Source organism: Rhizorhapis sp. SPR117, assembly GCF_021742065.1.
The window spans coordinates 49,201-70,465 of record NZ_JAKKIE010000010.1; the positions used below are offsets into that span (position 1 = coordinate 49,201).

The 21,265-nt window shown below is 58.8% G+C and carries 26 protein-coding genes; 18 read left to right on the top strand and 8 right to left on the bottom strand.

The window, feature by feature from the left end; translation table 11 throughout:
- The first annotated feature begins 13 nt into the window (after positions 1-13).
- From L3X40_RS06055 to L3X40_RS06105, 11 genes are all read left to right on the top strand, one after another.
- Positions 14-607 (top strand): flagellar basal body-associated FliL family protein, encoded by a 594-nt coding sequence (locus L3X40_RS06055; protein ID WP_237364863.1) that lies wholly within the window; start codon positions 14-16, stop codon positions 605-607.
- 38 nt (positions 608-645) lie between these two features.
- Positions 646-1,530 carry a flagellar motor switch protein FliM gene (locus L3X40_RS06060; RefSeq protein WP_237364864.1) on the top strand — a complete coding sequence of 295 codons (885 nt, stop codon included), beginning with the start codon at positions 646-648 and terminating at the stop codon, positions 1,528-1,530.
- Positions 1,527-1,853 (top strand): flagellar motor switch protein FliN, encoded by a 327-nt coding sequence (gene fliN, locus L3X40_RS06065; protein WP_237364865.1) that lies wholly within the window; start codon positions 1,527-1,529, stop codon positions 1,851-1,853. The genes L3X40_RS06060 and fliN overlap by 4 nt, the downstream gene beginning before the upstream one ends.
- Complete coding sequence (locus tag L3X40_RS06070) at positions 1,853-2,110, top strand: FliO/MopB family protein (RefSeq protein ID WP_237364866.1); 258 nt, start codon at positions 1,853-1,855, stop codon at positions 2,108-2,110. Before fliN ends, L3X40_RS06070 begins: the two co-directional genes overlap by 1 nt.
- 136 nt (positions 2,111-2,246) lie before the next feature.
- On the top strand, positions 2,247-3,005 hold the full coding sequence (gene fliP, locus L3X40_RS06075) for a flagellar type III secretion system pore protein FliP (RefSeq protein ID WP_237364867.1): 759 nt from the start codon (positions 2,247-2,249) through the stop codon (positions 3,003-3,005).
- A gap of 18 nt (positions 3,006-3,023) precedes the next feature.
- Positions 3,024-3,296 (top strand): flagellar biosynthesis protein FliQ, encoded by a 273-nt coding sequence (fliQ, locus tag L3X40_RS06080; protein ID WP_237364868.1) that lies wholly within the window; start codon positions 3,024-3,026, stop codon positions 3,294-3,296.
- Positions 3,293-4,072 carry a flagellar biosynthetic protein FliR gene (gene fliR, locus L3X40_RS06085; protein ID WP_237364869.1) on the top strand — a complete coding sequence of 260 codons (780 nt, stop codon included), beginning with the start codon at positions 3,293-3,295 and terminating at the stop codon, positions 4,070-4,072. Before fliQ ends, fliR begins: the two co-directional genes overlap by 4 nt.
- On the top strand, positions 4,073-5,212 hold the full coding sequence (locus L3X40_RS06090) for an EscU/YscU/HrcU family type III secretion system export apparatus switch protein (protein ID WP_237364870.1): 1,140 nt from the start codon (positions 4,073-4,075) through the stop codon (positions 5,210-5,212).
- A gap of 69 nt (positions 5,213-5,281) precedes the next feature.
- Positions 5,282-5,743 carry a hypothetical protein gene (locus L3X40_RS06095; RefSeq protein WP_237364871.1) on the top strand — a complete coding sequence of 154 codons (462 nt, stop codon included), beginning with the start codon at positions 5,282-5,284 and terminating at the stop codon, positions 5,741-5,743.
- A 44-nt stretch (positions 5,744-5,787) separates the two neighbouring features.
- The gene (fliD, locus tag L3X40_RS06100; protein ID WP_237364872.1) at positions 5,788-7,194 is read left to right on the top strand and encodes a flagellar filament capping protein FliD; all 1,407 of its coding nucleotides are present in this window, start codon (positions 5,788-5,790) and stop codon (positions 7,192-7,194) included.
- An 18-nt stretch (positions 7,195-7,212) separates the two neighbouring features.
- Positions 7,213-7,605, top strand: a complete 393-nt coding sequence (locus tag L3X40_RS06105) for a flagellar export chaperone FliS (RefSeq protein ID WP_237364873.1) — start codon at positions 7,213-7,215, stop codon at positions 7,603-7,605.
- Here L3X40_RS06105 and eda read toward each other — a convergent pair.
- Genes eda through zwf form a run of 4 tightly spaced genes read right to left on the bottom strand, consistent with a single transcriptional unit; the run spans position 7,602 to position 12,490 of the window.
- Complete coding sequence (gene eda / locus L3X40_RS06110; protein ID WP_237364874.1) at positions 7,602-8,228, bottom strand: bifunctional 4-hydroxy-2-oxoglutarate aldolase/2-dehydro-3-deoxy-phosphogluconate aldolase; 627 nt, start codon at positions 8,226-8,228, stop codon at positions 7,602-7,604. The two genes, L3X40_RS06105 and eda, sit on opposite strands and share 4 nt — an antisense overlap.
- On the bottom strand, positions 8,225-9,211 hold the full coding sequence (glk, locus tag L3X40_RS06115; protein WP_237364875.1) for a glucokinase: 987 nt from the start codon (positions 9,209-9,211) through the stop codon (positions 8,225-8,227). Before glk ends, eda begins: the two co-directional genes overlap by 4 nt.
- Positions 9,208-11,037: a phosphogluconate dehydratase gene (gene edd / locus L3X40_RS06120; protein ID WP_237364876.1), complete on the bottom strand. Its 1,830-nt coding sequence runs from the start codon at positions 11,035-11,037 to the stop codon at positions 9,208-9,210. Before edd ends, glk begins: the two co-directional genes overlap by 4 nt.
- On the bottom strand, positions 11,030-12,490 hold the full coding sequence (gene zwf / locus L3X40_RS06125; protein WP_237364877.1) for a glucose-6-phosphate dehydrogenase: 1,461 nt from the start codon (positions 12,488-12,490) through the stop codon (positions 11,030-11,032). Before zwf ends, edd begins: the two co-directional genes overlap by 8 nt.
- Before the next feature lie 328 nt (positions 12,491-12,818).
- On the opposite strand from zwf, the gene L3X40_RS06130 reads away from it, so the two are divergent.
- Both L3X40_RS06130 and L3X40_RS06135 read left to right on the top strand, forming a co-directional pair.
- Positions 12,819-13,526, top strand: coding sequence for a CDP-alcohol phosphatidyltransferase family protein (locus tag L3X40_RS06130; protein WP_237364899.1), 708 nt, complete (start codon positions 12,819-12,821; stop codon positions 13,524-13,526).
- Between the two features lie 43 nt (positions 13,527-13,569).
- Positions 13,570-13,986 carry a hypothetical protein gene (locus L3X40_RS06135; RefSeq protein WP_237364878.1) on the top strand — a complete coding sequence of 139 codons (417 nt, stop codon included), beginning with the start codon at positions 13,570-13,572 and terminating at the stop codon, positions 13,984-13,986.
- Between the two features lie 443 nt (positions 13,987-14,429).
- On the opposite strand, the gene L3X40_RS06140 is transcribed toward L3X40_RS06135, so the two are convergent.
- Positions 14,430-14,873: a DUF421 domain-containing protein gene (locus L3X40_RS06140; protein ID WP_237364879.1), complete on the bottom strand. Its 444-nt coding sequence runs from the start codon at positions 14,871-14,873 to the stop codon at positions 14,430-14,432.
- A gap of 12 nt (positions 14,874-14,885) precedes the next feature.
- The gene (locus tag L3X40_RS06145) at positions 14,886-15,479 is read right to left on the bottom strand and encodes a hypothetical protein (protein ID WP_237364880.1); all 594 of its coding nucleotides are present in this window, start codon (positions 15,477-15,479) and stop codon (positions 14,886-14,888) included.
- A gap of 80 nt (positions 15,480-15,559) precedes the next feature.
- Here L3X40_RS06145 and L3X40_RS06150 point away from each other — a divergent pair, with 80 nt between their 5' ends.
- The 5 genes from L3X40_RS06150 (at position 15,560) to L3X40_RS06170 (ending at position 19,621) form a co-directional block, all read left to right on the top strand.
- A complete protein-coding gene (locus tag L3X40_RS06150; protein WP_237364881.1) occupies positions 15,560-16,192 on the top strand; it encodes a DUF1326 domain-containing protein in 633 nt (210 codons plus the stop codon).
- 118 nt (positions 16,193-16,310) lie between these two features.
- A complete protein-coding gene (locus L3X40_RS06155) occupies positions 16,311-17,000 on the top strand; it encodes a DUF2182 domain-containing protein (RefSeq protein ID WP_237364882.1) in 690 nt (229 codons plus the stop codon).
- An 82-nt stretch (positions 17,001-17,082) separates the two neighbouring features.
- The gene (locus L3X40_RS06160) at positions 17,083-18,594 is read left to right on the top strand and encodes an acyl-CoA synthetase (RefSeq protein ID WP_237364883.1); all 1,512 of its coding nucleotides are present in this window, start codon (positions 17,083-17,085) and stop codon (positions 18,592-18,594) included.
- Between the two features lie 176 nt (positions 18,595-18,770).
- The gene (locus L3X40_RS06165) at positions 18,771-19,094 is read left to right on the top strand and encodes an ArsR/SmtB family transcription factor (protein ID WP_237364884.1); all 324 of its coding nucleotides are present in this window, start codon (positions 18,771-18,773) and stop codon (positions 19,092-19,094) included.
- On the top strand, positions 19,091-19,621 hold the full coding sequence (locus L3X40_RS06170) for an SRPBCC family protein (RefSeq protein WP_237364885.1): 531 nt from the start codon (positions 19,091-19,093) through the stop codon (positions 19,619-19,621). The genes L3X40_RS06165 and L3X40_RS06170 overlap by 4 nt, the downstream gene beginning before the upstream one ends.
- 70 nt (positions 19,622-19,691) lie before the next feature.
- On the opposite strand, the gene arsB is transcribed toward L3X40_RS06170, so the two are convergent.
- Positions 19,692-20,762 (bottom strand): ACR3 family arsenite efflux transporter, encoded by a 1,071-nt coding sequence (gene arsB / locus L3X40_RS06175; protein WP_237364886.1) that lies wholly within the window; start codon positions 20,760-20,762, stop codon positions 19,692-19,694.
- Positions 20,759-21,259, bottom strand: coding sequence for an arsenate reductase ArsC (locus L3X40_RS06180; RefSeq protein ID WP_237364887.1), 501 nt, complete (start codon positions 21,257-21,259; stop codon positions 20,759-20,761). Before L3X40_RS06180 ends, arsB begins: the two co-directional genes overlap by 4 nt.
- Positions 21,260-21,265 lie beyond the last annotated feature (6 nt).

Genomic DNA, 21,265 nt, shown 5'->3' on the forward strand with positions numbered 1-21,265 from the left:
CAGGAGATTTGAAGTGAGCGACGAGACGATACCCCAAAAAAAGGGCGGCAAGCGCAAGAAATGGATGATCCTGATCGGGCTGGTGGTCCTTTTGGGTGGCGCGGGCGTGGGTGGCGCGTTGTTCGCCATGGGTATACTGGATGGCAAGACTCATGCAGAAGCCGAGGACGTGAACAAACCCAAGCTGGTGCTGAAGGGCGAGGGCGCGCCGGCAGGTGAGGGTGAAAAGGCCGAGCCAGTGATTGGCACGGTCGCGGGCAATGGGTCGACACCAAAGGACGCCAGCAAATATCAGGCAACCTATTACCAGATCGAAGCCCCCTTTACATCGAACCTGAGGGACAGTGGTTCCTTTGCGCAGATTTCGATCGCGATCGCGACCTATTATGACAGTCGCGTGCTGCAAAATATCAAGCAGCATGAAATTGCCGTGCGTTCCGCCGCATTGATGCGTATTGCCGATCAGGACGAACTGGAACTTTCTACGCCGGAGGGGAAGGAACGGCTTCAAGCTGAACTGAAAGCTGCTATTAACCATGTTTTGATCGAAAAAGCGGGCTTCGGGGGCATTGATAACGTTTATTTTACCAATTTCGTTATTCAGTGAGCTTGTGCGAACCATCGTTCGCCGGGGACATGCTATTTATGGATGACATCGAACCTTTTAAATTCGGGCAATCCGAACCGCAGGCGCCTGTCGTGCTATCGGGCATGGACCGAATCGGTGAACGCATGACGCGCCGCATCCGGGCTGTCCTTGAACCGATGGTCGGCGCAAAGCCGCAGGTGAGTTGCGAAGCTGTGTCGGTTTTCAGCTATTCGAACTGGTGCCTGTTCGTCCCCGATTTCGTCAGCCTGACCGTTTACCGGTTGCATCCTTTGAAGGGTGCAACCCTCTTGCGCATCGATGCCGATATGGTATCGGCGCTGGTCGATTGCGTCTATGGCGGAACGGGCGCGCGGGCGCCGTTTAACCGCAAGGAATTTACGCCCACAGAAGACAGGCTACTGGCCAGATTTACCGGCACCCTGATCGAAAAGCTGGTCGAATCCTGGGCCGAAACCCATGCTGTCGATGCGACGCTGGTGAACCGCGAAACCAATATCAACTATATCAACGTGGCCGGTCCCGATGAACAGGTCGTGGTGCAGCGCTTTGAAGTGTCCCTGGGCCGCAATGACGTATGGCCGATCGAGTTCATCTATCCGCTGACCGCCCTGCGCGGTGTGGAGCAGTTGATGGGCGCAAAGGTACATGACGAGCTGAAAATCAGCGACCCTGCCTGGCGCGAACGATTGGGACGGCAGATCAATCATGTCCGTTTCCCGGCCCGCAGTGTACTGGCGCGGCCGTCAATGTCGCTGTCGCAACTCATGCAGCTTGAACCGGGCGATGTTATTCCCGTACAGATCAGCCGCAGCCTGCCTCTTATCGTGGGCGACCGGGTTTTCGCCCATGGCACCATTGGCGAAAAAGAAGGGCGCGCCGCTTTCATGATCGAAAAATTAGCTGAAGGAAACGAAGGATGAGTGACATGAGCGAGGCGCCAAAACTGGACGACGCCCTGGGTTCGCTGCCGGGCAGCCGCAATTTCCGGCTGCTGGCCGACATACCCGTGCGTATGTCGGTGGAAGTCGGCTCGACTTCGCTGAAACTGGCTGAGGTGATGGACCTTGCAGAAGGCAGCATCGTGGAACTGGACCGTCAGTCCGACGAACTCCTCGACATCATGGTGAACGGCACGCTGATCGCCAAGGGAGAGGTTGTGACCGTCAACAACCGCTATGGTATCCGCATTGTCGAAGTCGCTACCGCAGAGGCCCGGATGGCCGGTGTGGAACGGCGCGGTTAATGCTCTGGTACTTTGTGAAGTTGCTGATCCTGCTGCCGCTTGTCGGCGGCATGGCGGTCGGCGCGCTATGGCTGTGGCGCAAATATCAGCCCAGTCTGATGCGCGGGCACCAGGATCGCGCGGTAAAACTGATCGATGCGATCCCCATGGGGACGTTCGGCAAGCTCGCCGTGGTTGAGTTCGAGGGCAAGCGCCTGCTCCTGTCGGTCACGCGCGGCCGCATCGACAAAATCGCGGAAAGCGCCGATGAGGGTTAACGGCGCGGCGGTCTTTTTGAAGTCCGTCATTCCCGCGAAGGCGGGAATCCAACTCCAGACCATGCGTCAGGCGGAAAGGGCAGGGGATGGATCCCCGCCTTCGCGGGAACGACGAATTTCTTATGCATATGGCGCCATGGCCTGTGCGCTTATTGCCGCCTTTGCGATTTTTCTGCACGCCGATCCAGCCTTTGCGCAGGCCGCGGCGCCCGATAGCTCGGGCGCTCTGACCAAGGCGCTGGCCGACGTGTCAGGCGAAGGCCGCCCACTCTCGCTCAGCCTTCAGATCCTCATTCTGATGAGCCTGTTGACGGTGTTGCCGTCGCTGATCCTGATGATGACAAGTTTTACCCGCATCATCATTGTCCTCTCGCTGCTGCGGCAGGCGTTGGGCCTGCAACAGACTCCACCCAATCAGGTGTTGGTCGGTTTGGCGCTTTTCCTGTCGCTGTTCGTCATGCGGCCTGCGGTCGATGCGATCAATAATCAGGCGATGACACCCTATGGCGCAGGTCAGATTCCCATTGAGGAGGCGATTTCGCGCTCGGCCAATGTCCTGCACGGCTTCATGGCGAAACAGACGCGTCAAACCGACCTCAAACTGTTTTCCGATCTGGCGGAAGCCAAACCTTTTGCCAGTCCAGCCGATATTCCCTTTTCGATCCTGCTTCCAGCCTTCGTCACTAGCGAGTTGAAGACGGCGTTTCAGATCGGTTTCCTGATCTTCCTGCCGTTTCTCATCATCGATCTGGTCGTTGCATCAACATTGATGGCGCTGGGTATGATGATGTTGTCGCCGACGATCATTTCCATGCCTTTCAAGCTGTTGCTCTTTGTCCTTGTCGATGGTTGGGCGCTGACCATGGGTTCGCTTGCCGGATCGTTTGCGACATAGGCGGGGCAGGGGGCAGGCGTGGAAAATTCGGATTTTTTCATCGGCATCGCCCAGCAGGCGCTGTATATCACTGCGCTGGCGACCGCCCCTATCCTGATCCCCGCGTTGCTGGCGGGCGTGGTGCTCGGCATGATTCAGGCCGCAACCTCGATCAATGAAGCAACATTGAGTTTCGTGCCGAAGCTGATCATCGTTGCCCTGATGCTGGCGCTGTTCGGCGGATCGATCCTGATGCTGATCGCTGATTTCACGCGTGAGATTTTCGAACGGATACCGGAACTTCTCCAATGATAGCGCCGGGGCTTGCCGGGGTGGAGGCGCAGCTCTGGCTGTGGCTGATTGCGATGATCCGGCCCGGTGCCGCCTTTCTGGCCGCTCCCGTTTTCGGCACGCGCGCTGTCCCTGTGCAGCTCCGCCTTGTCCTTTCGCTCGCGCTTGGCATGGCTGCGCTCAATAGCGTCACGATAACCATGCCGGAAGGCGGCGTTGCCAGCTTTGGCGGCGTTCTGCTGGTCGCTGGTGAAGTGCTGACGGGATTGGCGATCGGTTTTGCGTTGCAGATCGGCTATTCCGCCGCGTTCGTCGCGGGCGAAGTCATCAGCAACGCCATGGGCCTTGGCTTTGCCAGCATGTCCGACCCGCAAAGCGGGATGTCGAGTCCCGTGGTCGGTACATTCCTGTCGGTTCTTGCGACCTTCCTGCTGTTTGCCATGAACGGGCATCTGATGCTCATCGCTTTTATCGTCAAAAGTTACGAAGCCATTCCGCCCGGAACCATGTTGTCGAATGATGCGGTGTACAGCCTGGTGCTGTTCGGCGGCACTTTGTTTGGGGCAGGATTGACCATTGCCCTGCCAGTGGGTTTCGCGTTGATCCTGATCCAGATTGTCATGGCGATGCTGGCGCGTTCGGCCCCTTCGCTTAACCTCTTTTCCGTCGGGCTGCCTGCTGCGCTGATCTGTGGCCTTATCCTGCTCGCCATGGCTGCGCCGGTCATGAGCGACGCGATCATGGATGCGCTGAACCTTGGTCTTGATCAGGCGCAGATCATGGCCGGGGACAAGTAAATGGCGGAAGGATCCTCAACCGGGGAAAAGACCGAGAAGCCAACCGACAAGCGTCTTCGTGATGCAGCGGAGAAGGGCGATGTCCTCCAGTCAAAGGAACTGGGAACCGCACTGGTGGTCATGGCGGGCATGGTCTGGATCGCGCTGGCCGGTCCGGCGATCATGGAAGCCATGGCGCATATGCTGGTCGAGGGTTTGCGTTTCGACCAGAATGATGTGCTCAATTTCACGCCCGCCACGCGCGCTTATGAGCTGTTGGGCCTGATCGCCTTGCCTATTGGCGGCATCATGGCCGCGACGATCATTGCCGCGATTGCCGCGCCCGCCATGCTGGGATCGATTGGCTTTCGCACCAAGGCATTTGCGGTCAAGCCGGAGAAGCTCAATCCTTTCAGTGGCCTGAAACGCATTTTCGGGGTGCAGGGACTGGTGGAGCTCGGGAAATCGCTCGCCAAGGTCGTGCTGCTGGGTTCGATCGGTTTCTGGGTCGTGTGGGACCGGCTGCAAGCGATCATCGCCATGGGACAGACGGGCACCCGTCCGGCCCTGATGGAATTGGGCAGTCTGTTCGTTGTTGCGTGCCTGACCATGGCGGGCGCACTGTTCGTCATTGCCGGGATCGACATACCCGCCCAGATGTTGCAGCGGTCCAAGCGGCTCAATATGTCCAAACAGGATTTGAAAGACGAGCACAAGGAGACGGAAGGATCGCCCGAGCTGAAGGGCATGGTCCGCCGCCGCCAATATGAAATGCTCAACAACTCGGTGCGCAAGTCCATCAGCGAGGCATCGGTCGTCATCACCAACCCGACCCATTTTTCAGTCGCGCTACGGTATCGCCCCGGCGAGGACGCAGCGCCTATGGTTGTGGCGCGCGGACGGGGTGAAACCGCGCTCGCCATTCGTGAGCTTGCCGATGAAAAGGGGGTCCCGCTGTTGCAATATCCCGAATTGGCCCGCGCTATCTATTACACGTCGCGGGCAGGGCAGGTCATCAACGAACAGCTTTACATGGCGGTCGCCACCGTTCTCGCCTTTGTCTTCAGAATTGAAAACAAGATGGCGAGCGAAATGGATCGCCCGCATATCGACGTTCCGGGCGATTTGCGCTTTGATGCGGACGGCCGGAAAATGAACTGAAAAAAATTTCCTAAACTTTCTGTGGCTGCATCCGTCCTTACGATGCGGGGCAGAGTTTAGGATTGGCACATGAACGATTTTCTCGCCCGCAATAGCAATATCCAGCCTTCCCGCAATGTCGAGAGGGCCAGCAAGGCCGTGCTCGAAAGCCAGGCATCACAACAGGCCGCGACCCGCCATGATCGTGAATCCGCCGGCAAGGCGGCCATGGCGCGCCTGCCGAACAATGGCGATATCGATCAGCAGGTGTCCAGCGCGGCCGATGTCGCTGAAGCGCAGGCGAAGATTGCCGATCTGTTGATGGACATCAGCACGATGCGCAACGCAGTCAATATCGAACCTGATGCGATAGAGGCGCAAATCGCGGCCTTGCTGCCCAAACCGATGGTCATCGTACCCTTGCCCCCCGCCAATCGCGACGCCATTGAGCGGGCCGTCGAGACAGCTGAAACAATCCGCGCCTCCGCAATGGTAGCCCTGTCGGCGCAGGCCAATGTTCCCACCGACATTGCAGAAGGGACATTGGCCTAAAAGAACGGGCTTTGCGGTCGTTTTAAGCCTCGAAGGGATTGAACATGGTATCGAGCGTTTCATCGAGCATCACCTCTGCCTTGGGCATGGGCTACGGCATTGACAGCTCCAGCATTGTGTCTGGCCTGGTTTCCGCCGTCCGTGCACCCAAGAATGCGGCGCTGACGTCCAAGGAATCGCTCGCCAGTGCCCAGGTTTCGGCGCTTGCCAATGCATCGAGAGCGCTCGATAATTTTTCGACAGCTCTGACGACCCTTCTGGAAGGCAGTGACTATTCGGGCCAGCCCGCATCCAGCAATAGCAGCATCGCCAATGTCAGCCTGACCCGGCCGGGCGCGCTTTCGGGCTTGCCGGTCGAACTGGAGGTCAAACAGCTCGCTACATCTCAGGTCCTGAAATCCACAACTCTGGCTGACAGCAGCACGGCGGTGGGACTTGGCACATTGACTCTCAGCACGTCGAGCGGCAGCTACAATATCGTGATCGACAGCAGCAACAACACGCTCGACGGACTGGCCGCGGCAATCAATGATGCCGGTGCCGGCGTCACGGCCAACGTCATTACCGACAGCAGCGGCTCGCGGTTGGTGCTGAAGGGCGGCATCGGGGAAAACGAAGCCTTCACCCTTGTCGATGGCGGCGATGCGGACGGCGATCTGTTGCGCTTCACATGGGATGGCGCAGCGGGCGGCATGACTCAGACGCGCGCTGCCCAGAATGCCGTGATCGTACTCGACGGCGTGGAAACAAGCTATGCAGGCAACAGCATCACCGGCGCCATTCCCAATGTCACTATCGACCTGGTAAAGGCGACGCCGGGCGCCACCATCACCATATCCGAAGAACAGCCCACGACGACGATGCAGGATCTGGTGACGGAATTTGCCGATGCCTATAATACGCTGTGGAAGGCGCTGAGCGAATTGACGGTGGCGGGCACCGATGGCGCCAAAGGCGGAATTCTTGCCAGCGATTCCAGCGTTCGCCAGATGAAGGATATGCTGAGCAGGCTGGCATCGACGCCGCTTGTCGCCAGCGGGGATTACAGGTCCCTGGCGCAGATCGGCGTTCGCACCAACAAGGACGGTACGCTGGAAGTCAACAAGGATACGCTGGCTGCGGCGTTGGCCGCCAATCCGGCCGCCGTCACGGCGATGATCAATCCGCCCGTCAAGGATGCGAGCAACCCCGGTCTTGGCGGCGCGCTTGAAGCCATCAAGGACAAGTTGCAAGACAAGGATACCGGTGCGCTGGTCAAGGCGCAGGAACGCTACAAGGCCGTCCAGAAAAAACTGGTGGAAGAGCGGGAGAAATTCGAAACCTATATGAATGGTTATGAAGAGCGGCTGAGTTCGACCTTCTCTGCCATGGATACCAGGCTGGCCTCGTTGAAGGCGACCCAGAGCTATCTGGAGCAACAGATAGAGATCTGGAATAATTCGAAAAATTGAAGATAAGGAAGACGGGCCATGTATTTTGGAAACGGATATAGCGCGTCTGCGCGCCATCGCTACGCCGCGGTAGACACCGGTAGCCGGATCGAAGGGGCGAACCCGCACCAGTTGGTGAAGGTGTTGTTCGATGAACTGCTGCTATCCATCGATGCGGCGATCCTTTCCGAAAAAGCGGGTGATCGGGCGAAATGTACGGACAGGCAGGCGCGGGCGCTATCCATTCTTCATGCGCTGGAAAGCAGCCTCGATTTCGACAGGGGCGGCCAGCTTGCCGTTGGTCTGGCGCAGATTTACCGCGAAGCACGCCGCCTGATTGTCGCTGGTCTACAGAGCCGTTCGGTCGATGACATGCATGAGGCACGCAACATGATCAACGAAATCGCCGAGGCCTGGACCGCGATTGGTTAAGTCTTCGGACGTGCGAGTGACGCGGCCACGCGCGCCAGTTCCTCGATTTTGGCGGGATCGACCGGGCCCTTTGGTACGATCCAGCTTCCCCCCACGCATTTGACCGCCGGTTCGGCCAACCATGTAGCCGCCGTTTCCGGCCTGATTCCGCCGGTTGGGCAAAAGCGAACGGTGTGAAAGGGTGCGGCCAGCGCCTTGAGCGCGGGTAAGCCGCCTGACGTTTCGGCAGGAAAAAATTTGAAACGCTCCAACCCCATGTCCATACCGCGCATGATATCGCCTGCCGTGGCTATACCGGGAAGGAAGGCGATACCGCTCGCGATGGCGGCTTTGCCCAATGGTTCGGATAGGCCGGGGCTAACGATGAATTGTGCTCCTGCTTCAAGCGCCTGATCAAGCTGCCGGGGGTTCAGCACAGTACCCGCCCCGACAACAGCGCCCGGCACCTTTGCCATTTCACGCATGACGTCCAGCGCAACCGGCGTGCGCATCGTGACTTCCAGAGCGGGCAGACCGCCTGCAACCAAGGCTCTTGCGACAGGTTCGGCGTCCTCGACACGATCGATTACCAGCACAGGGATCACCGGAGCCAGCGCCATGATGTCGTCGACTGTGCGAGTCATGCGTTTTTCTCCCGATATGCAGCGGCGGCTCCATACAGGCCAATTTCGTTGTGAACGGCAAGGCGGATGGGGATAGATGCCATCAGGCTTTCATACCGGCCTTTCGCCGTGAAGCGCGCATGAAAGCCACTGCCCAGCAGGTGATCGCGCATCCGCTGCGTCAATCCTCCCGCCAGCACCACGGCATGGGGTCCATGCGCCAGTGCCAGATCTCCAGCGACCGATCCATAGGACAGGCACAGCCGGTCCAGCGCGGTTTTGGCGAGCGCTATGGTGCCGTCAAGCGCCGCCGCCCACAGATCGGCATCATCCATCAATTCGACCTTTTCACGGTTGATGACGGCCAAGCTTTCATAAATATTGTTCAGACCCGGCCCGGAAACGATGCGTTCGACAGATACCCTGCGATATTTGCGCCGTAATCCATCGAGAAGCCGCGTTTCCACGATGTCAAGTGGCGCAAAGTCGAGATGGCCGCCTTCGGTCGCCACGACATGCGGTGTGCCCTGATCAAAGACGATCATAGCGACGCCCAGGCCGGTGCCTGGACCAAGAATCGTTACCGCGCCATTTTCGGGAAAGGGCTTGTCCTCACCAAACAGCAGTTGGAGATTATCCGCAGGCAGTTTCGATACCGCATAGGCAACCGCTTCGAAATCATTGATCAGGCGCAGATGCTGCAGGCCCAATTCACCCGCCAATGCCGCTGGCCGTATGACCCAGTTGCTGTTGGTAAGCTTAATGACATCACGGCCAATGGGAGCCGCAAAGGCGATGACGGCGGCAGCTGGCAATGCGCCGCCACTACCGCCATCGGCAGCATCATCACGGGCAAATGCCGCCCATGTTTCCGTCAGGCTGGTATAGTCGGCAACCTTGTACTTGCGCACCTTGCCCAGCATGGGCACGCCGCTGCCATTTACGGTCGCGCGTGCAAAACGGGCGTTGGTGCCGCCCACGTCCACGACAATGATCTCTTTCATAGCTCGGCATCCATCGCCGCCAGCATGGCCGATGCGCCTTCTTCTGCCGTGTTGCCATGATGCCGGAACAGGGCGAACAGTTCGCGCCCGGTATCATAAGGCGGGGGTGGGGCTTTGACAGGTTCACGGGCATTCCATTCGGCAGCATCCACCAAGGCGCTTATTTGCCCGGTTTCGGCGCATACGCGCACCATGTCGCCATCGCGCAGTTTTACGATGGGACCGCCGCCCAGCGCTTCGGGCGACAGATGGATGGCGGCAGGCACTTTGCCACTCGCCCCCGACATGCGCCCATCGGTCAGCAGCGCGACCTTGTGTCCCTTGTCCTGAACGACGCCGAGCGAGGGGGTCAGCTTGTGGAGTTCGGGCATGCCATTGGCGCGGGGACCCTGAAAGCGAACAACCACCACGACGTCCCGGTCAAGCTCGCCTGCCTTGAATGCTGCAATCACCTCTTCCTGTATTGAAAAAACGCGGGCAGGGGCCTGGATGGTCCAGCGGGCCGGATCGACAGCGCTTGTTTTCATGATGCAACGGCCCAGATTGCCTTCCAGCAGCTTCATGCCGCCATCGGGCTGAAACGGGTCGGATACCGGATGCAACACCGTCGGGTCGCGCGGTTCAGCAGGAGCGTCGTTCCAGACGAGGGCTTCGTTTTCCAGCGTCGGTTCCCTGCCATAGCCGGTCAGGTCAGCGCGCGCGACGGTCATGATGTTGCGGTGGAGCAGACCGGCACCCAGCAGTTCGCTGATGACCCATGCCATGCCGCCCGCCGCATGAAACTGATTCACATCGCCCGATCCATTGGGATAGATGCGTGCCAGCATTGGCACGGTCGCGGACAGTTCCGAAAAATCGGTCCAATCGACGCTGATCCCCGCGGCGCGGGCGATGGCGGGGATATGGATCGCGTGATTTGTGGAACCGCCGGTGGCGAGCAGACCGACAATGGCATTGACGATCGCCTTTTCATCGATGCACAGGCCCAATGGCCGGTAGTCGGCCCCGTCCCAGCCTATAGCGGCAAGCCGATGAACGGCGGCGCGGGTGATTTCGCTGCGCAGTTTCGTGCCGGGATTGATGAAGGCTGCGCCCGGCATGTGCAGGCCCATTACCTCCATCATCATCTGGTTGGAATTCGCCGTGCCATAAAAGGTGCAGGTGCCTGCGCCATGATAGGACGCGCTTTCGGCCTCCAGCAGTTCGCCCTCACCGACTTTTCCTTCGGCATAAAGCTGTCGGATGCGAATTTTTTCCTTGTTGGGAAGGCCCGACGGCATGGGACCGGCAGGGACCAATATGGCGGGCAGATGGCCAAAACGCAGTGCGCCGATCAGTAGCCCCGGAACGATCTTGTCGCAAATGCCCAGCAGCAAGGCACCTTCGAACATCGCATGAGACAGTGCGATCGCCGTCCCCATGGCTATAGTGTCGCGGCTGAATAGTGACAGGTCCATGCCTGCCTGTCCCTGCGTCACGCCGTCACACATGGCCGGAACGCCGCCAGCGACCTGCGCCGTCGCGCCCACTTCCCGCGCCGCGATCTTGATCGCTTCGGGATAGCGGCCATAGGGCTGATGCGCCGAAAGCATGTCGTTATAGGCGGTGACGATGCCGATGTTCATGGCGCTGCCCGCTTTGATGACGGGCTTGTCATCGCCGCTCGCCGCAAAACCGTGCGCCAGATTGCCGCACGACAGTTGGCCACGATTGGTCCCCGCGTCACGGCCTCGTTTGATGAGATCGAGATATTGCCCGCGCCTTGCCGCACTGCGTTTCACGATGCGTTCGGTTATGGCAGCGAGGGTCGGATGCAGATCAGTCATGCCAGCTTGCTCCATCGCGTTCGATAAGAGCAATGGCTGAGGACGGCCCCCAGTTCCCCGACGCATAGGACGCGGCCTTCATATGCGAGGCGGCCCAACCCTGATGGATGCTGTCGACCCAGGTCCAGGCGGCCTCTATTTCATCGGCGCGCACGAACAATGTGGGGTCGCCTTCGAGCAGATCGAGGATCAGCCGTTCATAGGCGATCCGCCGCCGCGTCTTGGCAAAGGCGGTATCCAGACTGACGTTCAGGCCGACTTCGCGCAATTCCACGCCCTCCCGGTCAAGCCCCGGTTGCTTCGCCATGATGAGCAGGCGGATATTTTCTTCCGGTTGCAGGCGGATGACGAGCCTGTTCGGTTCCAGCCCCTTGCCCTTGGTTGCGAAAATCGAGTGGGGCACATCCTTGAACTGGATCATGATTTCCGACTGGCGGCTGGGCAGGCGCTTGCCGGTACGAATATAGAAAGGCACGCCTTTCCAGCGCCAATTGTCGATATGGACTTTCAACGCGACAAAGGTTTCGGTGCCCGAAGCATGGCCCAGTTCATCGGCATAGCCCGTGACGATCTGGCCATTGACCGCGCCGGGGCCATATTGCCCCTTGACGCTGTGCGTCAGCACGCTTTTTTCATCCATCAGCCGCAGCGAACGGAGAACTTTCACTTTTTCGTCACGCACGGCGGTGGAATCGATCCGCGCAGGCGGCTCCATCGCCACCATCGCCACAAGTTGCAGCAAATGATTCTGCACCATGTCCTTCAGCGCGCCGACCCCGTCATAATAGGACACGCGCCCTTCCAGCCCGACCGTTTCGCCCACGGTGATTTGCACATGGTCGATGGCCCCTGAATTCCACAGCGGTTCGAACAGCATATTGCCAAAGCGCAAGGCCAGCAGGTTCTGGACCGTTTCCTTGCCCAGATAATGATCGACGCGGAATATCCGTTCCTCATCGAAAATCGCCGCCATGGCTTCATTGACTTCGCGGGAGGAAGGCAGATCGTGGCCGATGGGTTTTTCCATGGCGATGCGGCTGTCAGGTCCGGTCAGCCCGGCCCGTTGCAGCGCCTGCGCAGTCGGTGCGAACAGGGACGGTGGCGTCGAAAGGTAAATGGCAAAGCCCTTGTCCTCTCGCCCCTCCACTCGCCTGGCCAGTGCCGCGAACTGATCGTCATCGCCGACATTGGCCGCGCAATAGATGATCATGCCGACGAATTTTGCCGCACGCGCGCTGTCATACAGGCCTTCCGCAAGAAATTCCTGCAGCGTCCTGTCGATGTCCTTGCGAAAAGCCGCATCGTCCAGTTCCGAACGTCCCGATGCAACGATCAGGAAATCTTCGGGCAACAGATTGTCCCCCATAAGATTATAGAGCGAAGGGAAAATCATGCGGTGCGCGAGGTCTCCGGTCGCGCCGAAGAGAATGAACGTAGCAGATGAAACGGCCAAAAGGACAACCTTTACCGATTAGAGTGTTACCATGTCTGCACGCAGTTACGCATATACCTGCTTGATGTGCAGTCGCAACAAAAACCGTCCCGTGACCAGCGGAACGGCCTCGCTTGCTAGCAGGGACAGCCTCAAGGTCCTGGCTTCCCGAATACGCCAGAGTGCGCGAGACCGATCCCATCGCGGACCTGCAACTGCCGGACCTTTCGTGCGTTCGGACAAATGCCTGCTGCTCCACGGCAACTGGCGAGGAGAATTCATGAACAGGAGGGCACTCATTGGCAAATGCAACGTTGCCCACACATCGCCATTCGTCGATAAGGGATATATGACAGATCGATTACATATCACTCCGCGTTCACTCACCCGGATACAGGAGAACTTTCTGGCTAGCGCGGAACGGAAGCTTCTCACATGGCTGTGCAGGCGGATGCCAGCATGGGTCACGCCGGATCTGCTGACGCTTCTTGGGGTCATCGGTGCGTTTATGACGCTTGCAGGATATGTGGCCAGCAATTTGGATCCCGCGTGGCTCCTTCTCGCCATTACTGGATATGTCGTGCAGTGGTTTGGCGACTCGATGGACGGTAGTCTGGCACGGTATCGCCATGTTGAAAGACCCTCCTACGGCTATTTTATTGACCATAGCTGCGATGGAATGGTCACATTGTTGATCCTGGCGGGGATCGGGCTGAGTCCATTTGTCACGATGGAGGTCGCCTTGATCGCGCTCGCTGGTTATTTGCTGCTCTCGATCCATGCCTATCTCACAGCCCGGGTATTGGGGGAATTCAAGCTGTCTTACCTTGCGGCGGGACCGACTGAGTTAAGGCTGGTGCTGATCACGCTGACTATCATGATGATGGTATTGGGACATGGGCAGGGCCTGTTCGGGCGCTGGTCGGGGTTCGACATCTTTGTCGGTGGAGTAGGCATCATCCTGATCACGCTGTTCATAGGCCAGACGCTGGTGACCGGGCGGCGGCTCGCACGGTATGAGGTGGAGACCGCCGCCAGCATGAAGAAAATGGATTAGTCATGGGCGACATACCCGGCTTCGGATGAACTCTCCGATGATCGTGGAACAGACCGGCCTTACTTCTGTTCTGGTTGAAACAGGATGGAGGAAGGATGAATCCATGGAAAGCAAATCCACCAAAGACACACAGAATCCGGACACGTCCGGGACGATCAACCAGTCTCAGCAGGATCTGCCCCAGGCGCAGGACATCGCCGAGGAGGCGTTGCATCCCACGCGGCGAACCGGGGCGGAAACCGAGCATGGCGGGTCGCCCGGCGCGTCGGTAACGCCGCTGGATCAACAGGACCTGGTGGACCACATGGAGCAGATGGTGCATTCGGGTAAGATCGATCGCAGTGCGTTCAGGGGAGAGCGCAATGATGACGACGAAGAAAGCGGCCTTGGCTCGCTTGATCCAGCAGAGAATGATCATTTAGGAGATCGCGATCCCACCAATTCCGGAAACAGGGGTTAATGTGGTGGAGTCGAAGTTCGCAACATTGAAAGATCGTCACCCTGAACTTGTTTGGGAATCATACCGTTGCGACAAATAGGCTGGGCTCGCCATCATAGCCCCCTGAAGGGACTGTTGCATAATTCGTGCATTCCCTGATTTTCGTCGTTCCCGCGAAGGCGGGAACCCATCTCCCGATGTAAAATCAAGCGGTCAGGTCAGGAGATGGATCCCCGCCTTCGCGGGGATGACGGTAAAATGGAATTATGCAACGATCCCACAGGGGAGAGGGAGATTGGCTACATGTTTCAAGGGCGCAATTGCCAACTTGTTTCAGGTACCACCGTTCCCGGAGGCGCAATGGATGCTGAACCAAGTTCAGCATGACGATCTTTATGGGACGAACTTCTATTCCACCATATCAGGATACGGCAAATACCCATCCACTGGGGGGCCGGTGCCTGTCAGCTGACCGGAACGATGCTGAGCGTGCCGTCTGCCTCGAGTATGGCGTGTTTGATCTGATCCAGCTTTTCGAGGCCGTGCTTTGATCTCGCTGCCGACATGATGTCGTTCATGCCCACCCTTGCCAGCCGAAGGGCCTGCTCATCCGGCTTTCCATCAGTGATAAGCAGCGTGGGCTTCCCATCGAGAGCCTTGTCCAGCCAAGCCCATCGCTGCTTGATCTGCGACAGTCCGATATCAGCCATGAACAGGGTCACAACCAGGATCACGGCATTGGTGATCGAGAAATCATCGCCGAGCAGCGCCTGCTGCGTTGTTTCGGCCACGATCAGTACCAGCACAAAATCGAATGGGGTCATTTCGGCCATGGTCCGCCGGCCGGATATTCGGACGGCGAGCAGCATGATCACATAAATGGCCAGCCCTCTTAGAACGGATTCCATTCGTCCCTCCTCCTATGGCAGAATTACAGGTGTGAGCGCCAGCGGGTCGCCATCGTTGATCCGGACCCGAATGCGGGAAGATATTGCTGGATGCAGCGGCCGGACAATGAAGGAAATGTTCTTGCTTCCACCTGGCCTGCCAACATCGAACACCAGCCGTTGTCCGCCGCCGGTCGTGTAACTCTGCTTCGGCGTTGGCTGAATTTGCTCGACCTGCAATAGCTTTAAGAATCCGGCGTCCAGATCGATGCTTGTGCTTTGTGCGGTGCCGGGTGGCAGTGTAATGACTATCTCATCGCCCGTCTGCCATCGGAGAACGCGTGGATACTCTACCTTCCCCTGCGGACTGGTCGCGACGGTGCGCGCGAATGGACCACCCTTGCCCGTAAAGCCCGCCAGCGCAATCAGGAGGATGAGCGCGAAGCCAAACCAGCAGAATCTTTGAACTCGCCAGAATCTGAGCTGGAACGAACGGTCAGTCTCCAAGTGTAAATCAGACGGTATCATTGGTGAGACCTCCGCTTCGGGCAGTTCCGCGTCCTTTGGAGTAATTAGCGCAAGCAGCGGCCTTCCGCCAGAACGCAGTGGGCTGCTGTTCAGTGCCACGAGTTCTACCTCCCGCCCTGGCATTTTTTGTGGTAGAATCATTCCAACCGACGCGACGTCACTTGAGCGGAGATTGCGTTATGACATATTGGAAGCTTAAAGGCCGGGAGCTCGCCAACTGCAACTGTGACTATGGCTGCAACTGTCAATTCGGTGGCTTGCCCGACAAAGGCGGCTGTCAGGCTGTCTTTGGAATGGCTATAGACGAGGGATGCCACGGCGATACCGATTTGTCGGGATTGAACATTGCTGCGGTGTTTCGCTGGCCGGGCCCAATCCATGAGGGCAAGGGAGAATGCGCTGCCTTTGTGGACGAACGCGCAAGTGACGATCAACGTAACGCGCTGCTCGCCATAATGACGGGTGGTGATACTGATCCCATGGCAACCGTATTCGCGGTGTTCGCCTCGACTATCGAAAAAATGCACGAGCCGGGATTTGTGCCGATAGAATTCGAAGTGGATGTCGAAGGCCGCAAGGGCCGTCTTCGTGTTCCTGGCCATGTCGAGATGGATGGCGAACCAATCCGAAGTCCTGTGGATGGATCTGAAGTGCGGGCACAGATCCGGTTGCCGGATGGCTTCGAATATGAAGTCGCCGAGATCGGCTCGGGCACCAGCCGGTCGACATCTCCGATGGTGCTCGAACATGGGGGCAGCTATGGTCAATTCGCCCATCTGCATCTCGACAGCCATGGTGTCGTCAGGGCCTGATCTGATGTCCCCTAAAGTCGAAGCGGTGCTGAGCCATCACCGGACACTATCCATCGCAGCGCTGGTTCTGTTGACCCTCATGGCCTGGGTTTGGCTCCTCGCCGGTGCAGGTATGGAGATGAAGCCGCTGGTCTCCCTTGCGCCCATGTCCGGCGATGATGTCCACGCGTCCGGCATGATGATGGCCCAGCCTATGTCTTGGCCGGTGGAACACTTCGCTCTGATCTTTTCCATGTGGTGGGTAATGATGGCGGCAATGATGTTGCCATCGGCCGCACCAATGATCCTGCTCTATGCGCGGGCTGCCATGAACGCACAGAATATGGTGCAACCCGCCTCTGGAAGTTTCCTCGCAGGCTATCTCCTTTCCTGGGGTGCATTTTCCCTTGCTGCAACCATTTTGCAGCTCCTGTTGGAACAGGTTGGTCTGCTGATGCCGATGTTCATGGCATCCCAAAGCCGCTGGCTATCGGCAGCCATTCTGATCTCGGCAGGCATTTATCAACTAAGCCCGCTTAAAAATGTGTGTCTGCGCCATTGCCGGAATCCCGCCCAGTTCCTTAGCAGCCATTTTCGTCCAGGGCCGAATGGCGCACTTCGCATGGGGCTTCTGCATGGCATCTATTGCGTCGGTTGCTGCTGGCTTCTTATGGTACTTCTATTCGTCGGCGGGGTCATGAATCTGGCCTGGATCGCGTTGCTGACGCTCATGGTGGCAGCGGAGAAGCTGCTTCCTTTCGGTCGTTACGTGTCGATTGCCGCAGGAGTGGCCTGCATCTCCTGGGGAATGGTTATGCTGTTTGGCTAGGCCGACTTCCCAGATTGCCGCGCATGCCGGCCGCTCCTATTGGGAGAAGCCACCCTCACATTTCATTCCAGATGAGAGAAGCATGTCAACAACCCGCTTCCCGCCCTTGCAGGCGGACAACGACCGGATCGCCCTGATCGATGGTGAAGGCCGCGTCACCTATGGCGCGCTCAACGATCATACCAATCGCCTCGCGACCGGATTGCTGGACGGCAAAAAGGATATGGAGGAAGAGCGCATTGCGTTCTTTCTGCCCGCCAGCACGGATTATGTCGCGGTGATGCACGGCGTCTGGCGCGCGGGCGGGATAGCTGTCCCGCTCAATGTCGGTTCGACCATTGCCGAATTGGAGCATTATCTCCGTTGTGCGCGGGTGACCCGGCTGGTCGCCCATGCCGAGCATCACTCCATGCTGGGCGAACTGTGCGTGAATTTGGCTATCCGTCTGCTGCAACCGAGTGAACTCATGGCAGATAACGCGGCCTCCTTGCCTGACGTCCCCGATAACCGGCGCGCAATGATGGTCTTTACCAGCGGCACCACCAGCAAGCCCAAGGGAGTAGTGACGACCCATGGCAATATCCGGGCGCAGGTCACGGTGCTTCTGGACGCATGGGGCTGGTCGCACAGCGACAGCATCCCCTTGTTCCTGCCGCTGCATCATGTCCACGGCATCATCAATGTACTGAGCTGCGCATTATGGGCGGGCGCGACCGTGCATCTTTTCCCCCGGTTCGACGCATCCGCCATCGCCGCCCACGTCGCAGCGGGCGACTATTCGGTCTTCATGGCGGTGCCGACCATCTATGTGAAGCTGCTCGACCACCTCGACAGCCTGGATGAGGGCGCGGTGCAGGCTGTCTGCGATGGCTTTGCCGCCATGCGCCTCAATGTGTCCGGCTCTGCGGCATGTCCGGTGCCGCTATTCGAACAATGGCAGGCACGCACCGGTCAGGTGCTTCTCGAGCGTTATGGCATGACGGAGATCGGCATGGCTCTGTCCAATCCCTATCATGGCGAGAGGCGCGCAGGGCATGTCGGTCAGCCACTGCCCGGGGTCGAGGTGCGTCTCTATGGCGAGGACGAGCGGCCCATCGTCGAGGAGGGGCAGCCGGGTGAAATCCGCGTCAAGGGTCCCAATGTCTTCCTCGAATATTGGGATAATGAACAATCCACGCGGGACAGCTTTCGCGACGGCTGGTTCTGCACTGGCGACATGGCTGTGGTCGAACAGGATTCTTATCGGATCATGGGCCGAACCTCGATCGATATCATCAAGTCGGGCGGCTATAAAATATCGGCGCTGGAAATCGAGGCTGTGCTGCTTGCGCATCCCGCTGTCGCGGAGATCGCCGTGATCGGGGTCGAGGATGAGACCTGGGGCGAAATGGTGGCAGCCTTCATCGTGCCACGGCAGGGCCGGAAAGCGGAAGCCGGGGAGATAATGGCATGGTCCGCAGAGCAATTATCCTCGTACAAAGTCCCGCGGCTCATCCGCTTCGTTGACACATTGCCCCGCAATGCCATGGGCAAAGTTACCAAGCCGGACCTGAAGATGCTGCTCAGCGCTCCACCCGCTGTTCGCAGCACGTAATTTCTCGACCTGTCCGACATCGAAGATATTGACGTTCAAGGCACGTCTCGAAATCGCAGGTACGTTGTTTCTGCTTTCCTGGCTGGTACGCGCAAATCCGTGACGACGACTGCGGCAAGCACATAACACTCAACCTAACGGTTGACAATTATGATGTGATAGATACATTAAACCATATGGTTGACTATCGACTCGATGCCACCTTTACTGCGCTGGCTGACCCGACCCGACGTGGAATGTTGGCGGCACTGGTGTACGGCGAAAAACCGATCAGCGAACTCGCCGCGCCTTACCCGATGAGCCTGGCGGGTGCTGCCAAGCATGTGGGCGTGCTGGAGCGGGCAGGTCTTATCGAGCGGCGAAAGGTTGGCCGACAGCAGATGTGCCGCCTGAAGGCCGACCGGCTGAAGGAGGCGAATGACTGGCTGGGCCAGTGGGAGCGTTTCTGGGATTCCCGCCTCGATGCGTTGGAAATTGCACTCAAGGAAGATGAAACATGACGAAATTGGACAAGATCACACCCGAGAGCCTTCGCTTCGAGCGCGTACTCGATGCGCCTGTCGAGAAGGTCTGGCGCTTTCTGATTGAACCGGATTTGCGCGCCCGGTGGTTTATGGGCGGTCCGACCGACCCCAGGGAGGGAGGTAAAATCGGTCTTACCATGAACCATGACCGGCTCTCTGATGATGACGTCCCTGTTCCCGAACGCTTCCGTTCGCATGTCGGCGCGAGTTGGGAAGAGCGCATTGTGCGTATCAAGGCGCCGCATTTGCACTCCTTCACCTGGGACGAAGGGAAAGCCGGAGAGATCACATTTGAGCTAAGTGACGAAAACGGCAAAACGCGCCTGGTGCTTACGCATTCGGGTCTGCGCGGACGCGAGGATGCACAAAACTTTGGCTCTGGCTGGCATTCGCACCTTGCCGCACTTGAACGCCGGATCCGGGGTGATGGCGTCCCGAATTTCTGGGCGCTACACAAGGAAGCCGAGACGGCTATACAGGATGCGCTTGCCAGTGACGTCTGAAGTCACTGGACAGATTGTGGCTTACAGATAACTGCCCGCTGAAAGTCGGCCCGTCTGGACATGCCCCCGTCTAGCGAGCCGAAAAGCTGCCTCGCGTCCGGTTGGCAATCGCAACCAGCGACAGCATCACTGGCACTTCCACCAGAACACCGACGACCGTTGCGAGCGCCGCTCCGCTGCCGAGGCCGAACAATCCGATGGCGACCGCAACCGCCAGCTCGAAGAAGTTTGACGTGCCGATCAGCGCGCATGGCGCGGCCACTGCATGCGGCACCTTCCACGCCTTGGCCCAGCCGTAGGCGATGAAGAAGATACCGTAGCTCTGGAGGATGATCGGCGCGGCTATCAAAGCGATCAGCAACGGGCGAGTGACGATGGTCTCTGCCTGGAAACCGAACAGCAGCAGCACAGTCAACAGCAGGCCGATAATCGAAAGTGGCTTCATTCGTCCGGTGAAGTGCGTCACCGCCTGCTCGCCGCCATCATGGCTGGCGAGCAGGCGGTGGCGCATGATAGCCCCGGCGGCGAGCGGCACCACGACATAAAGCGCGACCGAAAGCAGCAGGGTCTCCCACGGGACCGTGATATCGGTAACGCCAAGCAGCAGGGCAACAATCGGCGCGAAGGCGACGATCATGATAAGGTCGTTCGCGGCCACCTGCACCAGCGTATAGGCCGGATCGCCCTTCGTCAGCTGTGACCAGACGAACACCATGGCCGTGCAGGGGGCCGCGCCCAGGAGGATGAGACCCGCAATATATTGCTGTGCATCGGCGGGCGCGATCAGGTCCGCAAATACGATTTCGAAGAACAGCACGCCCAGCGCTGCCATGGTGAATGGCTTGATGAGCCAGTTAACCACCAGCGTGATGATGAGCCCCTTGGGCCGGTCGCCCACGCGGCGCACGGCACCGAAATCGATTGCGACCATCATCGGGAAGATCATCGCCCAGATCAGCACCGCGACGATCAGATTGACCGAAGCATATTCGATCGAAGCGAGCGAGGCGAAGCCCTCCGGCGTGAGGTTGCCCAGCGCGATCCCCGCCAGGATCGCCGCGCCGACCCAGACGGAAAGCCATTTTTCGAACAGGCCAAGCCCCGCCACGCGGGCATCGACGTCAGCAGTCGTCGTGGTCATTGCGTGTCCGCCTCGCGGCCGATTACCTGCAGCTTTTCGCGCAGCGCCAGGTCTTCGAGACTGGCGATGGGAAGCGCCAGCAGCAGGTCGATCCGCCGTTTGAGCATTCGGAAAGCATCGAGAAATGCCGCGGCCTTTACGGCATCGCTTCCTTTGACCGCTGCCGGATCAGGAATGCCCCAATGGGCGCTTGTCGGGCGGCCCGGCCAGACCGGGCAACTCTCCGCCGCCGCGCTGTCGCAGACGGTGAAGATCAGGTCGAACTCCGGCCCATCGGCAAACTCGTTCCAGCTTTTCGAACGATAGCCCTCGGCCGGATAGCCAAGCGTCTCCAGCGTATGGATCGCCCAGGGATTGACCGTGCCTGTCGGATTGCTCCCGGCGCTATATGCCCTGAAGCGGCCTTGGCCGTCATGGTTGAGGATCGCCTCGCCCAGGATCGAGCGGGCGGAATTGCCTGTACACAGGAACAGCACGTTCAGCGGTTTGTTCGACATTGAAGT

What these genes read in the sequence shown, in the direction of transcription:
- L3X40_RS06155 (WP_237364882.1), top strand. Translation starts at nt 16,311, where the DNA reads ATGAAGCCGCTGGTCTCCCTTGCGCCCATGTCCGGCGATGATGTCCAC.
- fliN (WP_237364865.1), top strand. Translation starts at nt 1,527, where the DNA reads ATGAGTGACATGAGCGAGGCGCCAAAACTGGACGACGCCCTGGGTTCG.
- L3X40_RS06140 (WP_237364879.1), bottom strand. Translation starts at nt 14,873, where the DNA reads ATGGAATCCGTTCTAAGAGGGCTGGCCATTTATGTGATCATGCTGCTC.
- fliP (WP_237364867.1), top strand. Translation starts at nt 2,247, where the DNA reads ATGGCCTGTGCGCTTATTGCCGCCTTTGCGATTTTTCTGCACGCCGAT.
- fliR (WP_237364869.1), top strand. Translation starts at nt 3,293, where the DNA reads ATGATAGCGCCGGGGCTTGCCGGGGTGGAGGCGCAGCTCTGGCTGTGG.
- arsB (WP_237364886.1), bottom strand. Translation starts at nt 20,762, where the DNA reads ATGACCACGACGACTGCTGACGTCGATGCCCGCGTGGCGGGGCTTGGC.
- L3X40_RS06105 (WP_237364873.1), top strand. Translation starts at nt 7,213, where the DNA reads ATGTATTTTGGAAACGGATATAGCGCGTCTGCGCGCCATCGCTACGCC.
- fliD (WP_237364872.1), top strand. Translation starts at nt 5,788, where the DNA reads ATGGTATCGAGCGTTTCATCGAGCATCACCTCTGCCTTGGGCATGGGC.
- L3X40_RS06130 (WP_237364899.1), top strand. Translation starts at nt 12,819, where the DNA reads ATGACAGATCGATTACATATCACTCCGCGTTCACTCACCCGGATACAG.
- edd (WP_237364876.1), bottom strand. Translation starts at nt 11,037, where the DNA reads ATGACTGATCTGCATCCGACCCTCGCTGCCATAACCGAACGCATCGTG.
- L3X40_RS06165 (WP_237364884.1), top strand. Translation starts at nt 18,771, where the DNA reads ATGGTTGACTATCGACTCGATGCCACCTTTACTGCGCTGGCTGACCCG.
- eda (WP_237364874.1), bottom strand. Translation starts at nt 8,228, where the DNA reads ATGACTCGCACAGTCGACGACATCATGGCGCTGGCTCCGGTGATCCCT.
- L3X40_RS06095 (WP_237364871.1), top strand. Translation starts at nt 5,282, where the DNA reads ATGAACGATTTTCTCGCCCGCAATAGCAATATCCAGCCTTCCCGCAAT.
- L3X40_RS06070 (WP_237364866.1), top strand. Translation starts at nt 1,853, where the DNA reads ATGCTCTGGTACTTTGTGAAGTTGCTGATCCTGCTGCCGCTTGTCGGC.
- L3X40_RS06170 (WP_237364885.1), top strand. Translation starts at nt 19,091, where the DNA reads ATGACGAAATTGGACAAGATCACACCCGAGAGCCTTCGCTTCGAGCGC.
- L3X40_RS06150 (WP_237364881.1), top strand. Translation starts at nt 15,560, where the DNA reads ATGACATATTGGAAGCTTAAAGGCCGGGAGCTCGCCAACTGCAACTGT.
- L3X40_RS06180 (WP_237364887.1), bottom strand. Translation starts at nt 21,259, where the DNA reads ATGTCGAACAAACCGCTGAACGTGCTGTTCCTGTGTACAGGCAATTCC.
- glk (WP_237364875.1), bottom strand. Translation starts at nt 9,211, where the DNA reads ATGAAAGAGATCATTGTCGTGGACGTGGGCGGCACCAACGCCCGTTTT.
- L3X40_RS06090 (WP_237364870.1), top strand. Translation starts at nt 4,073, where the DNA reads ATGGCGGAAGGATCCTCAACCGGGGAAAAGACCGAGAAGCCAACCGAC.
- L3X40_RS06060 (WP_237364864.1), top strand. Translation starts at nt 646, where the DNA reads ATGGATGACATCGAACCTTTTAAATTCGGGCAATCCGAACCGCAGGCG.
- L3X40_RS06160 (WP_237364883.1), top strand. Translation starts at nt 17,083, where the DNA reads ATGTCAACAACCCGCTTCCCGCCCTTGCAGGCGGACAACGACCGGATC.